The following is a 12,370-nucleotide window of genomic DNA, read 5'->3' on the forward strand; positions in this document are numbered from 1 at the left end:
CCCTCCGCTCGGCGGTTTCCGCGCCCGCCGGTTTCCGCGTCCGGTGCCGGCCGGCGACTCCCGGAAGCGGTCCGGAAGCGGACGGTGACTGTCGGCGGAAGCGGGGGCGGCGCTTTGCTGGGGGTGTGAACAGGTCAGACCGTGCCGGTCGGCGGGAGTACCGGGCCCCGCTCGTCCGCGCCGCGCAGGAACGCCTCGACCGCCGAGAGGTCGGTCCGCTCCAGTTCCTCGTCCCGGACGACGATCCGCAGTTCGGGGCAGACGGCCGGGTCCTGGCGCAGGCTCTCGGTGAAGGTCTCGACGATCAGCGACAGCAGCTGGGTGCGGTCGAGTTCGACGAGGCGGGACAGGCCGGCGCCGATCAGCGGTATCGCCACCGGTCTGAACAGGCCGTGCAGGGCGACCGACGGCCACAGGCGTTCCAGGCTCAGCCGCAGGTCGGCCGGGGCGGACCGGGCGCGCAGGTCGTTGCCCAGCCGGGAGTAGGCGAGGGCGAAGACCCGGCGTCTGCCGACCGGGACCGGCACGGCGGTGCCGATCGGGTAGCGGGTGCGCCGGCCGCGCGGCTTTGCCCGGACGCTCTCGGTGGCCAGCGGGGTGACCTCCCTGAGCCCCCGGCGCAGATGGTCGTCCAGCAGCCGGTGCCGGCCCTTGAAGAGACGGTCGACCAGTTGCCCCTGCACGCTCTCCCGGCTGATGACGATGTCGTCGGTGGAGGTGTCGAAGGTGTCGGAGAACCCCACGACCAGGTTGGCGTCCTCCTGGTCGAACAGGTCGCCGCGCACCACGACGACGTCCACGCGCAGCCCGCGCAGGGTGTGCCGCAGCAGCTCGTCGCCGTGCCGCTCGCGCAGCCGGGCGTTCAGCCGGGCGAGGGCGGCGGCGGCCTCCGGGTCGTCCGGGCGTTCCCGGGCGGTCTGTTCGGCCACCGGCAGGGCGAGGTCGTAGCGGCCCAGCGCGGTGTGGCCGGCGATCAGCTCCCGCAGCGCGGTCTCCCTGAGCTGGGTCAGCCGTCGGACCGGTGCGCGCGCGAACTCCTCGTCCCGCACCTCGGTCAGCGGCCGGCCGCGCCACAGCCGCAGGGCGTCGGTGAGCAGCCGGACGGCCGAGGCCGGTGCCGCCCGCAGCGCGTCGCCCACCAGGCGCGTGAACACGGCGCTGTCCAGCTCGTCGTCGGACAGGTCGAGCCGGTAGGTGCTCTCGGCGCCGCGCACGGTCGGCAGCCGGCCGGTGCGCAGGATCCGGGCGCCGTGCCCCGGCCCGGCCCGGTCGAACGCGCGCCGCAGCTCCAGGATCCGTTTCTGCACCTCGTTGCGGTTGCGCAGGTCCTGGTGCGGCAGCTCCACGGTTGGCTGCCAGACGTCCAGGTACAGCCGGCGCGCGGTGACGGCCTCGCCGTCGGCGGCGACCAGCCGGAGCAGCAGCCGGGCGGTGAGCGGGGTGAGGCGTACGGCGGCGCCGTTCACGTCCAGCCGGACGGGGCCCAGAACGCTCACCCGTATGCACGGTGCACGGGTCTGCACGCGCCTCGCCCCCTCCGCCGCGTGACGTCCCGTCAACAGTGCCGTCAGCGTAGCAAGATGGCCTGGAGGGAAGCATGCGATTGACCGGTCCCCGCCCGTCGCCGCGGTCCGCGTGGCCGCGTCTCCTGCGGTCGTGGCGCGACCGGCGGGTGTTCGCGGGCAGCGTGCTGGCGGCCTTCGGCGGGGTGTCGGCCGTCGTGCAGTTCACCGGCCAGCTCTTCCCGGGCGTCGTGGCCCGGCCCGGGCTGGTACTGGCCGGCTCCGTGACCCTGTGCCTGGCCTGGGGGCTGGCCCGGGCGCGTCCGCAGGCCGCCGTGCGGCAGGAGTTCGCCCGCCCCGGGATGACGGTGGTGGTCGAGGAGGGCGACCTCTTCGAGCAGCCCGGACAGCTCGTGGTGGGGTTCACCGACACCTTCGACACCGTCGTGGACGACGGTGTCGTCATCAACGACGGCAGTGTGCAGGGGCAGTTGCTCGCCCGTCGCTACGCGGGGGACGCCCGGCGGCTGGACGCGGAGCTGGCCGCCGCGCTGGAGGGGGTGACCCCGGTGGCGTGGGAGAGCGCGCGGGACAAGCCGCGCGGCAAGCGGGCCCGGTATCCGGTCGGCACGGTCGCCGTCCTCGGCACCCGGCCCGACCTCGTCTTCGCCGTCGCCTACAGCCGGATGGGCAACGATTGCGTCGCCTCCTCCAAGGTCCAGGACCTGTGGCTGGGCCTGGACCGGCTGTGGGACGCCGTCCACCGGCACGGCCAGCTCGAACGCCTCACCATGCCGTTGACCGGCGCGGGCCTGGCCCGGCTGCACGACCTGGACGAGGACAGCCTGCTGCGGCTCATCCTGCTGTCCTTCGTCGTGCACTCGTGGGAGCGGCCGGTCTGCCGCGAGCTGCACGTGGTGGTCCGCCCCGGTGAGCTGGCGCGGATCGACCTGCCGGAGACCGGCGCGTTCCTGGCCGGCCTGGCGGCGGGCGCCCGGCGCCATGTCTGACGCCGGGCGACCTCGCGCCCCGGTGGCGGGGCGTGAGCGGTACGGGCCCGTCCCCCGGCCGTGGACGAACCACCGGGCCCGTACCGCGGCTCAGCGGGCCGGCGGTGCCGCCCGCCCGGTGCGGCCGTACGCCGACAGATGGCGGTACGGCCAGGTCTGGAGCCAGTCGGAACGGGTGTCGTCGACCGTGCAGCCCGCCAGCTTCAGCCGCTCGGCGATCTTGCGCAAGGCGGTCTCCGTGCCGTCGAACCGGATGACGTTCCGGCCGGCGATGTCGGCGATCGGGCGCAGCTCCCCGACCTCCACCATCAGGGTGCGTTCCGGGTAGGCCATCAGCACCATGCCCAGCTCGATGAGCACGTTGGGCCGCGGCTGACCGGTGGGTTCGGTCTCGAACGGCGGCTCGGTCCGGCCGCGCAGGTCCGGGTGGAGCTGGACGATGTCGTCCGGGGTGAGCAGCACGAGGGCCGCCTGGGCCAGCTCGGGGGCTCCGGCGACGACCTCGCCGAGGAAGGGCGCCGTCCTGCCGGTGGCCTTGACCAGGTCCTCCCACTCCAGCGGGCGCAGATCGAGCAGGCGCAGCAGGTCGAACATCCTCAGCCGCACCTCCTCGTCCCGCCCGTGGACCACGAAGACGTTGCGGCGGCGGTCGGGGGCGGGGCCGTCCTGGTCCGGGCCGGTGTCGCGGGCGGCGGGAGGAGCGCCGTAGTGGTTCTGCGTGCCCGAGTTGGTGGTGTTGTTGTTGCCGGTGACGAAGCTGTTGTTGCGCCCGAAGTCGTTCCGGCTCCCGTAGTCGCTGCTGTTGCCGCCCGTGGAGGTGTGCGTCATGCGGATCCCGCCCCCTGACCGCCGTTGGGGCCGCCGAAGCTCTGCGTGCCCGAGTTGGTGGTGTTGTTGTCGCCGTGCACGAAGCTGTTGTTGTGCCCGTAGTTGTTGAGGATGTTCGTCTGACGGGCCTCGTGCTCCGTCAGGTCCACGTTGTGCTCGTACAGGAAGTCACGGACGACGTGGAGGAACTGGCGCTCCACGATCTGCGTGTACTTGATGGTGTCGGTCTCCTGGAAGAAGACGTGGAAGCGGGGGCTGGTCGCCATCTCCCGGACGCTGGTGACCGCGCCGCGGTTGAGCAGGGCGTCGGCGTAGCGGCCGAGGCCGAACTCGCTGGTGTCGGCCGGCTGCGGCAACCGGATCTTCTCCTTGGTCCACGGCAGTCGCGGCAGCACCTGGGCACCCGCGGCCTTGGCGGCGGCCGACCGTACCGCGGAGTGGGGCGTGCCGCGCAGGGTGTGCCAGGCCAGCTTGAGCAACAGCCGCTCGTCCAGGGCGGCGGGGAGCCGGTCCACCAGCTGGAAGCTCGCCCGGACCGGCGCCAGCACGTACGAGTAGAACTCGGTGTGCAGGGTGTTCCCCTTGAGGTCGAAGCCCACGAACGCCGTGGTGACCAGCTCCTGGTCCCAGGAGCCCACCCGGACGCACAGATAGCTGCGTCCGGTGTCGTGAACGTCCTGCCAGTCGCCGTCGAGCTGCTCGGGGGTCGGCTCCGCCACGCCCCGGAGCGTCGTGACGGCCGTGGTGAAGGTGCTCCGCTCGACGGCGAGGCCCTCGATCCGCTGCGTCGGGCGGGCCTGGGCGCGCAGCCGGGCGGTCAGGCGGTCGGCGACGTAGGCGGTCAGCTCCTCGACGGTGAAGGGGACGACCTCCTTGCGCTTGGGCTCCTGGCCGGTCGCGCCGGGTGCCGCGGGCGGGCCCGCGCCGGGACGGCCGTCGAACACCCCGAGCGGCGCGCCGATCAGCAGTTCCGCGTTGGACCAGCGGCGCACCTGGGTGCCCGCGCCGACGAACGGCTTGTAGCCGCCGTAGCGGATCACCGTGCCGTCCGAGGACTGTTCCCGCCTGATCTTGTCCACCAGTTCGGGCGTCAGCTCGGGGTGCTCGGGGTACGAACCGTCGAACCCCCGGCCCCGGCGTCCCCCGCCGGTCGGAGGGGCCAGCCGGCGCGTCAGCGTCTGGAGGGTGACGACCCGCCGCAGGAAGGCGGTGACCCACAGCAGCCACAGCACCGCCAGCAGCGCGGTCCACCCGCTCAGCGCGCCGGTGACCATGAGGACGAACGTGACGGCGGCGCCCGCGGCGAACACGGCCAGCCGGAGGCGCTGGAGCCGGCGCGCGGCCAGCGCGTGCGCGAGCACGGGCACCGCGTCGTAGCCGTACGACGGGGCCACCACCCGGTACCGGTGGGTCAGCAACTCGCGGATGACGCCGGCGCGGTAGACCGGGTCGAGGTAGGTGCCCGCGCACAGCAGCCGGGTGGCGTTGCTCGTGGCGTCGGCGGCCGGGCGGGCCGCGACCGGCCGGTCCGGTTCCGGCGACGGAGCGGGCACGGTGAGGAAGTCACTCGCCATTGTCTTCTCGCTCCGCTCTGCTCAGCCGGTGGGGTTCATGGAGGCGTCGGTGATGACACCGTCGACCACGGTGTACCGGCCGCTGTACGACTTCTGCGTGCCGTCGGTCTGCAGGGCGAGGAGATCCACCCGGACCGTCTCGCCCTGGACGGACTCGATGGTGACGTCGTCCCGCTCGGTGGTGGCGAAGCCCGACACGAAGGAGGTGTAGGACGCGTCGAGGTTCTTGCCGCCCAGGTCCCAGGCGGTCTGGTAGTCGCGCTCGTTGATGGCCTCGAAGAAACGGGACACCGTGCCGGCGGGGCTGTCGGCCGCCTCGGTGCTCTCGGTGCCGGCCGGGCTGGAAGCGGTGTCCGTGGGGTCGGCGCTGTCGGTGGACGACCAGGTCGGCGTCTCGTACGCCGTGGAGGTGTCCGGTGCCGGCGTGTCCGGGAACGACGGGCCGGAGCCGCCGGAGTAGCCGCTGCCGTCGAAGGACGGCGTCCCGGGTCCGCCGTCCTCCGAGCCCAGGTGGGACGCGATGCCCATGAGCAGGATCAACAGAAAGGGGACACCACCGATGAGCAGTGCGTACGTCCGCTCCCTACCGCCGGCGGGTAAGAGGCTCGGCGGCTCGTAGGTGTGGTTCATGGGTCCTCGCAACTCCCGGCAGACGGCCGGGATCTCGCTCGTTCCGTCGGTATGACGACAGTCACTCTGCCCGACATCCGTCGGGCGGGCGCCGGATTCGCGCTTCCGATGCGCTTCCGATCCGCGACGCGCGGGGCGGGTGCGGCGGACAGGGGTTCAGATCGCGGTGCAGGGCACCGGCCACCGCCGGACGCGCGGGGGCAGGGTCACCGCCCAGTCGCCGCCCGTCAGGACCAGCCGCTCGGCCGCGAGCAGCCCCAGCGCCTCCCGCTCGGTGGCGTCCAGCTCCGCGACGGGCGTGGGCTCCAGCAGCCGGAGGAACGTGGTGTGCAGCGCGGGGTGGTCCAGGGTCAGGCGGACGGCCGTGCCCCGCTCCCTGCGGTCCAGGACCGTGACGAAGTCCGGGCCGCGCCGGTGGTAGAGGGTGCCGTGGGCGTGGCCGGCCCGCCAGGACGCCAACACCCGTGGATCGGCGTGCAGTTCGGTGGGCGGCGGAAGGTGGCGCAGCAGGCGGGGGTCGTACGACGGTGTGCCCGTCGCCCGCCAGTCCACGCCGAGGCCCAGGCCCTGGCACTCGCGCAGGAACCGTACCGCCTCCGCCGTCGCACGGCCCGTGCCGCTCATGTCCAGGGGCTCGGCGACCTCGACCCGGCGCCCGGTGCGTCGGTGCGGCACGCGGCCGGGCAGCCCGCTCACCGCGTCCTCCTCGGCCGGCCCGCTCGTCCCGCCCTCCCCGGTCGGCCCGCTCACCCGGCCCCCTCGGGCAGCCTGACCGGCTCTCCCCAGGTCGGCAGGGAGACGTACGTGGTGCCGTCGCGGAACAGCAGACCCAGGCAGAACGCGTCGTCGACCCATGCGTCCAGGGCGCGCGCCGGCACCTCGTGGCCGTCGGCGGTCAGCAGGCGGTGCAGCGCGGGAACGGTCCGGCCGTCCTCCAGCCGGCGCAGGGCCGCGGCCCGCCAGCCGGTGCAGCGGTGGGTGGCGGGCGGACGGCCGGACCGACGGTCGTGCACCAGCAGCTCCGCGCCGTCCTCCTCGAACAGCAGCCGGGAGTCCGCGTACCCGGCCCGCCAGGCGGCCACCGCCTCCTTCAACCGCCGCTCGACCGGGCCGCCGATGCCCGCGGGCTCGGTGTCGAACAGGTAGACCAGATCGGCGAGTTCTTCCTCGGGCAGGTCGTAGACGTGCTGGTACATCGCGGCCGGGCGGCGCTTGCCGAAGCCGAGGCCGGGGTCGGTGAAGTGCGGGCTGAACCGCTCGAGCTGGATGCGGTGGGCGCCGCTCGGCGGCTGGAGGTGGACCAGCGCGGGCAACTGGTCGATGACGGGCGTGTAGTCGTCGGTGGTCTCGCCGGGGAAGCCGTAGAGCAGGTTCCAGGAGCAGGTCAGGGCGTGGTTCTCGCACTCGCGCAGGGTGCGGACGTTACGGGCGCCGGTGACGCCCTTGTCCATGAGGTCCAGGACGCGGCTGCCCAGGCTCTCGATGCCGGGCTGGATGTGCACGGTGCCGGAGGCGCCGAGGAGTTCGAGCTGGGCGGGGGTGAGGTTCGACTTGACCTCGTAGTGCAGCCGCAGGTCCCAGCCGCTGTCGGCCACCCGGGGCAGGAAGTCGCGGAAGTAGGTCATGTCGATGATGTTGTCGACGGTGACCACGTCGAGGAGGCGGTGGCGGCGCACCAGCCGGTCGATCTCCGTCCACAGCCGCTCCCCCGGCTTGGCGCGGAAGGCCATGGCCGTGCCGTTCAGCCCGCAGAAGGTGCAGTGGTGCTTCTCGCCCCACCAGCAGCCCCGGGCTCCCTCCACGACGAGCTTCGGGTGGATGTGCTCCTGGACGGGGGAGGCGTCCAGGGCCGCCTGCCACTGGTCGTAGTCGGGTGAGGGTATGTCGGCCGGGGCCACGGTCCGCCGGGTCTCCGTGTTGGCCCGGGACACCGTGCCGTCCCACCAGCACAGCCCGGGGACGTCCGCCGGGGCGGTGCCGGCGTCCAGGTGGCGCAGCAGCGCGGGGAAGGCGTACTCGGCCTCGCCGCGGACCACGTGGTCGACGAAGGGGTGGTTGCGGTGCAGGGCGTGGCCCATCGGGCCGTCGCAGTTGCTGCCGCCGAGGACGACCGTCAACTCCGGGCGCCTGAGCTTGAGTTCGCGGGCGAGGGCCAGGGACGGCACGTTCTGCATGAACGTGCTGGTGAACCCGACGACGTCCGGCCCGGCCGCCAGCACCTCGGTGGCGCAGGCGTCGATGAAGCCGGCCGCGTACGGGCGCATGGCGAGGGCCGTGTCGATGAAGACGTCCCGGCCGGCCGCGTACTCCGTCAGCCGGGCCTCGCCCCAGCCGGGGTCGTCGTACAGGACGCCGGAGAAGACCCAGTCGCCGAGGCCGTGGAAGATGGCGTCGCTGCCGACGGCGACGTAGTCGCCCGGCCGGAGCCGGCCGCCGGAGCGCTCCAGCAGGTACTCCGCCCAGCGCAGGGAGGCGTGGAACTCGGTCACCTCGTCGCCGGGGCGGGCCCGCCGCACGATCCGGTAGAGCAGGCCCAGTTGCAGCGAGGGCAGGTCGAGCGGGTGCCACGGCATCGTGACCAGGTGGACGCGCATGTTCAGCGGGTCGGCCGCTTCTCCAGGATCGCCGGCCGGCGGGTGGTGCTCCGCTCGTCCTCGCGGACCACGATCTTCTTGATCTCCACGCTCGCCACTCCCCTCATGGCGTGCGAACGCCCTTGCGTCGCACGGCTGTCCACCATATGGACATGTGTGTGTGCGACACAAGGGCGTTGTGTGACGGTCGTGCTCACAGTCGCGGGTCGACCGGCTCCGACTCCAGCGCCAGCACCCCGAACACCGCCTCGTGCACCCGCCACAGCGGCTCCCCGCCCGCGAGCCGGTCCAGGGCCTCCAGGCCGAGGGCGTACTCGCGCAGGGCGAGGGACCGCTTGTGGTTCAGGAACCGCTTCCGCAGCCGGGCCAGGTTCTCCGGCCGGGTGTACTCGGGACCGTAGATGATCCGCAGGTACTCCCGGCCCCGGCACTTGATGCCGGGCTGCACCAGCCGTCCCTCCGGGGTGCGGACCAGCGCGCCGACCGGTTTGACGACCATGCCCTCGCCGCCCCGGCCGGTCATCTCCAGCCACCAGTCGACGCCCGCGCGGACCGACTCGGGGTCGCCGGTGTCGACGTACAGCCGCCGGGTGGTCTGCAGCAGCCCGGTGCCGTCGTGTTCCACCAGCCGGTCGATCAGGGCCAGTTGCTCGTCGTGCGGCAGCGCGGCGAGGCTGCGGCCCTGGGCGGCCAGGAGCTGGAAGGGGGCCAGCCGGACCCCGTCCAGGCCATCGGTGGTCCAGCAGTAGCGGCGGTAGGCGGCGGTGAAGGCACTCGCGTCGGCGGCGCGTTCGCGCTGCCGGGTGAGCAGGTCGCCCACGTCGGCACCGCGCGCCGCCGCGGCCTCCAGGGCGGTGAGCGCGCCCGGGAACACCGCGCCGGACGCGGCGCCGACGGCCGCGTACTGGCCGCGCAGCAGCCCCGTGGCCTTCAGCGACCAGGGCATCAGCTCGGCGTCCAGCAGCAGCCAGTCCGTGTCCAGTTCGTCCCACAGACCGGCGTCCCCGATCGCCGAGCGCACCCGGCCGAGGATCTCCTCGGTGACCTCCGCGTCGTCGAAGAACGGCCGCCCGGTGCGCGTGTACAGCGAACCCGTGGGGCCTTCCACACCGAACCGCTTCCGCGCCGTCTCCGCGTCCCGGCAGACCAGGGCCACGGCCCGGGAGCCCATGTGCTTCTCCTCGCACACCACCCGCGCGACCCCGTCCCGCGCGTACTGCGCGAAGGCCTCCTCCGGGTGCTCCAGGAAGTGTCCATCAGCGGCTCCGCCGCGGGCCTCGATCTGCGAGGTGGCCGTCGGCGCCATGGTCGGCGGCAGGTACGGCAGCAGGCGCGGGTCGGTCGCGAAGCGGCTCATGACCTCGAGGGCCGCCGCCGCGTTCTCCTCGCGGACGGCCACCCTGCCAGCGTGCCGGGTCTCCACGGCCCGGCGGCCGTGCACGTCCGCCAGGTCCAGCGGCCGGCCGTCCTGTCCGCCGGGCGCCTCGGCGCGCAGCGGCCTCGCCGGCTCGTACCAGACCCGCTCGGCGGGTACGTCGACCAGCTCCCGCTCCGGCCAGCGCAGCGCGGTCAACTTGCCACCGAAGACGGCACCGGTGTCCAGGCAGATGGTGTTGTTGAGCCATGTCGCCTCGGGCACGGGTGTGTGGCCGTAGACCACCGCGGCCCGGCCCCGGTAGTCCTCCGCCCACGGGTAGCGCACCGGCAGCCCGAACTCGTCGGTCTCGCCGGTGGTCTCCCCGTACAGGGCGTGCGAGCGGACCCGGCCGGAGGTGCGGCCGTGGTACTTCTCCGGCAGGCCGGCGTGGCAGACCACGAGCCGTCCGCCGTCCAGGACGTAGTGGCTGACCAGTCCGTCGATGAACTCCCGTACCTCGGCGCGGAACTCCTCGCTCTCGCCCTCCATCTGCGCGATGGTCTCGGCGAGCCCGTGGGTGTGCTGGACCCTGCGGCCCTTGAGGTGGCGGCCGTACTTGTTCTCGTGGTTGCCGGGGACGCACAGGGCGTTGCCCGACTTCACCATGGACATCACCCGGCGCAGCACACCGGGGCTGTCCGGGCCGCGGTCGACCAGGTCGCCGACGAACACGGCGGTACGGCCCTCCGGGTGCACCCCGTCCGCGTAGCCCAGCTTGTCCAGCAGCGCCTCCAGTTCGGCGGAGCAGCCGTGGATGTCGCCGATGATGTCGAACGGGCCGGTGAGGTGGGTGAGGTCGTTGTAGCGCTTCTCGGTGACGACGGTGGCGTTCTCCACCTCCTCCGTCCCGCGCAGCACGTGCACCTTGCGGAAGCCCTCGCGCTCCAGGTGGCGCAGCGAGCGGCGCAGTTCGCGGATGTGCCGCTGGATGACCCGGCGAGGCATGTCGGCGCGGTCGGTGCGGGCCGCGTTGCGCTCGGCGCACACCTCCTCCGGCACGTCCAGCACGATGGCGATGGGCAGCACGTCGTACTGCTTGGCCAGGGCGATCAGCTGACGCCGGGAGTCCTGCTGGACGCTGGTGGCGTCCACGACGGTGCGGCGGCCGGCGGCCAGCCGCTTGCCCGCGATGTAGTGCAGGACGTCGAAGGCGTCCCGGGTCGCGCTCTGGTCGTTCTCGTCGTCGCAGACCAGTCCGCGGCAGAAGTCGGAGGAGATCACCTCGGTGGGCTTGAAGTGCCGTCGGGCGAAGGTGGACTTGCCGGCGCCGGAGGCGCCGACGAGGACAACGAGGGACAGGTCGGTGACGGGGAGTTCCCGTCCCGGCTTCCGGGTCTCGGTCATGCGGCCTTCGCCTCCTTCTCGGTGTCGCGGCGGTGGAACAGGGCCATCTGGGTGGGCGGGCCCACTTCGGGGTCGTCGGGGCCCACGGGGAGGAACTCGACGTCGTAGCCGTGGCGTCCGGCCACGGTCGTCGCCCAGGCGCGGAACTCCTCGCGGGTCCACTCGAAGCGGTGGTCGCCGTGCCGGACGTGTCCGGCGGGCAGGCTCTCCCAGCGGACGTTGTACTCGACGTTCGGGGTGGTGACGACGACCGTGCGCGGGCGGGCGTGCCCGAACACGGAGTACTCCAGGGCGGGCAGCCGGGGCAGGTCGAGGTGTTCGATCACCTCGCTGAGCACCGCGGCGTCGTACCCCTTGAGCCGGTTGTCGGTGTAGGCGAGGGAGCCCTGGACGAGCTTGACGCGGGCCGCCTGCCGCTCCCCCATCCGGTCGAGCTTGAGCCGCCGTGCCGCGATGGTCAGGGCCCGTACGGACACGTCGACGCCGACGATCTCGGTGAACCGGGTGTCCTTGAGCAGCGCCTGCACCAACTGGCCCTGGCCGCATCCCAGGTCGAGGACGCGCGCGGCCCCGGACGCGTGCAGCGCGGAGAGGATCGCCGCCCGGCGCTGCTCGGCGAGCGGGGTCGGCTTCTCCTCCGCCTCGGTCTCCTCCGCGACGGCGTTGTCGATGTCCTCGACCTCGCTGTCGTCGGCCTCGGCCAGCCGCACCAGTTCCAGCCGCTCGCGCGCCTGCCGGGTCAGCGACCAGCGCCGGGACAGGTAACGGCTGGTGATGAGCTGCTGCTCCGGGTGGCCGGCCAGCCAGCCCTCACCCGCGCGCAGCAGCTTGTCGACCTCGTCGGCGGAGACCCAGTAGTGCTTGGCGTCGTCCAGCACCGGCAGCAGGACGTACAGGTGGCGCAGCGCCTCCGCGAGGGTCAGCCGCTCCGACTCCAGCACCAGCCGGACGTACCGCGAGTCGCCCCATTCCGGGAACGCGGTGTCGAGCGGGACGGGGTCGGCGGTGACGGACCAGCCGAGGGGTGCGAAGAGCCGTCGTACGAGCTCGGCTCCGCCGCGGGCGGGCAGCGCCGGGACCTCGATGCGCAGCGGCAGCGGGGCCGCCGCCCGCTCGGGGCGGGCGGTGCACACCCCGCGCAGGGCGCTGGAGAAGACGTTGCTCAGCGCGACCGCGAGGAGCGAGGAGGCGGCGTAGGGGCGGTCGTTGACGTACTGCGCGAGGGCCGCGTCGGGGGCGCCGCCGCGGCCCTTGCCCCGCCGGACGAGTGCGAGCGTGTCGGTCTCCAGCAGCAGGGCGGCCGTGCAGCGCTCGGCGTCCGCCTCGGGGTAGAAGACGTGCGCCGTGCCGTACGACGTGGAGAACGCCTGTGCCTTGTCGGGGTGCTTGTGCAGCAGGTACCCCAGATCGGTGGCCGGGTTCCCGGCCGTACCGGTGGTGGAGATCGTCACGAACATGCTGTCGAGTCTCC

The 12,370-nt window shown here is 73.2% G+C and carries 9 protein-coding genes; 1 reads left to right on the forward strand and 8 read right to left on the reverse strand.

The window, feature by feature from the left end; genetic code table 11:
• Positions 1 to 134: 134 nt before the first annotated feature.
• Positions 135 to 1,496, reverse strand: a complete 1,362-nt coding sequence (locus OO52_RS21395; protein WP_234339422.1) for a macro domain-containing protein — start codon at positions 1,494 to 1,496, stop codon at positions 135 to 137.
• A gap of 101 nt (positions 1,497 to 1,597) precedes the next feature.
• On the opposite strand from OO52_RS21395, the gene OO52_RS21400 reads away from it, so the two are divergent.
• Complete coding sequence (locus tag OO52_RS21400; protein ID WP_234337659.1) at positions 1,598 to 2,512, forward strand: macro domain-containing protein; 915 nt, start codon at positions 1,598 to 1,600, stop codon at positions 2,510 to 2,512.
• Between the two features lie 90 nt (positions 2,513 to 2,602).
• Here OO52_RS21400 and OO52_RS21405 read toward each other — a convergent pair whose 3' ends face one another.
• From OO52_RS21405 to OO52_RS21435, 7 genes are all read right to left on the reverse strand, one after another.
• Positions 2,603 to 3,340 (reverse strand): TIR domain-containing protein, encoded by a 738-nt coding sequence (locus OO52_RS21405; protein ID WP_030645182.1) that lies wholly within the window; start codon positions 3,338 to 3,340, stop codon positions 2,603 to 2,605.
• Complete coding sequence (locus tag OO52_RS21410) at positions 3,337 to 4,914, reverse strand: hypothetical protein (protein ID WP_030645184.1); 1,578 nt, start codon at positions 4,912 to 4,914, stop codon at positions 3,337 to 3,339. The genes OO52_RS21405 and OO52_RS21410 overlap by 4 nt, the downstream gene beginning before the upstream one ends.
• A gap of 21 nt (positions 4,915 to 4,935) precedes the next feature.
• Positions 4,936 to 5,544, reverse strand: coding sequence for a hypothetical protein (locus tag OO52_RS21415; protein WP_030645185.1), 609 nt, complete (start codon positions 5,542 to 5,544; stop codon positions 4,936 to 4,938).
• Positions 5,545 to 5,700: 156 nt separating this feature from the next.
• Positions 5,701 to 6,294: a DUF5825 family protein gene (locus tag OO52_RS21420; protein WP_234339424.1), complete on the reverse strand. Its 594-nt coding sequence runs from the start codon at positions 6,292 to 6,294 to the stop codon at positions 5,701 to 5,703.
• Positions 6,291 to 8,138, reverse strand: a complete 1,848-nt coding sequence (locus OO52_RS21425; protein WP_030645190.1) for a RiPP maturation radical SAM C-methyltransferase — start codon at positions 8,136 to 8,138, stop codon at positions 6,291 to 6,293. Before OO52_RS21425 ends, OO52_RS21420 begins: the two co-directional genes overlap by 4 nt.
• A gap of 193 nt (positions 8,139 to 8,331) precedes the next feature.
• A complete protein-coding gene (locus tag OO52_RS21430) occupies positions 8,332 to 10,899 on the reverse strand; it encodes a polynucleotide kinase-phosphatase (protein ID WP_030645192.1) in 2,568 nt (855 codons plus the stop codon).
• The gene (locus OO52_RS21435; RefSeq protein WP_030645194.1) at positions 10,896 to 12,356 is read right to left on the reverse strand and encodes a 3' terminal RNA ribose 2'-O-methyltransferase Hen1; all 1,461 of its coding nucleotides are present in this window, start codon (positions 12,354 to 12,356) and stop codon (positions 10,896 to 10,898) included. The genes OO52_RS21430 and OO52_RS21435 overlap by 4 nt, the downstream gene beginning before the upstream one ends.
• Positions 12,357 to 12,370: the final 14 nt, after the last annotated feature.

The organism is Streptomyces flaveolus (assembly GCF_000716535.1).
Lineage (GTDB): Bacteria > Actinomycetota > Actinomycetes > Streptomycetales > Streptomycetaceae > Streptomyces > Streptomyces flaveolus_A.

Coding starts and splice junctions, on each gene's coding strand:
- OO52_RS21400 (WP_234337659.1), top strand. CDS start 1,598: ATGCGATTGACCGGTCCCCGCCCGTCGCCGCGGTCCGCGTGGCCGCGT.
- OO52_RS21405 (WP_030645182.1), bottom strand. CDS start 3,340: ATGACGCACACCTCCACGGGCGGCAACAGCAGCGACTACGGGAGCCGG.
- OO52_RS21410 (WP_030645184.1), bottom strand. CDS start 4,914: ATGGCGAGTGACTTCCTCACCGTGCCCGCTCCGTCGCCGGAACCGGAC.
- OO52_RS21415 (WP_030645185.1), bottom strand. CDS start 5,544: ATGAACCACACCTACGAGCCGCCGAGCCTCTTACCCGCCGGCGGTAGG.
- OO52_RS21425 (WP_030645190.1), bottom strand. CDS start 8,138: ATGCGCGTCCACCTGGTCACGATGCCGTGGCACCCGCTCGACCTGCCC.
- OO52_RS21430 (WP_030645192.1), bottom strand. CDS start 10,899: ATGACCGAGACCCGGAAGCCGGGACGGGAACTCCCCGTCACCGACCTG.
- OO52_RS21435 (WP_030645194.1), bottom strand. CDS start 12,356: ATGTTCGTGACGATCTCCACCACCGGTACGGCCGGGAACCCGGCCACC.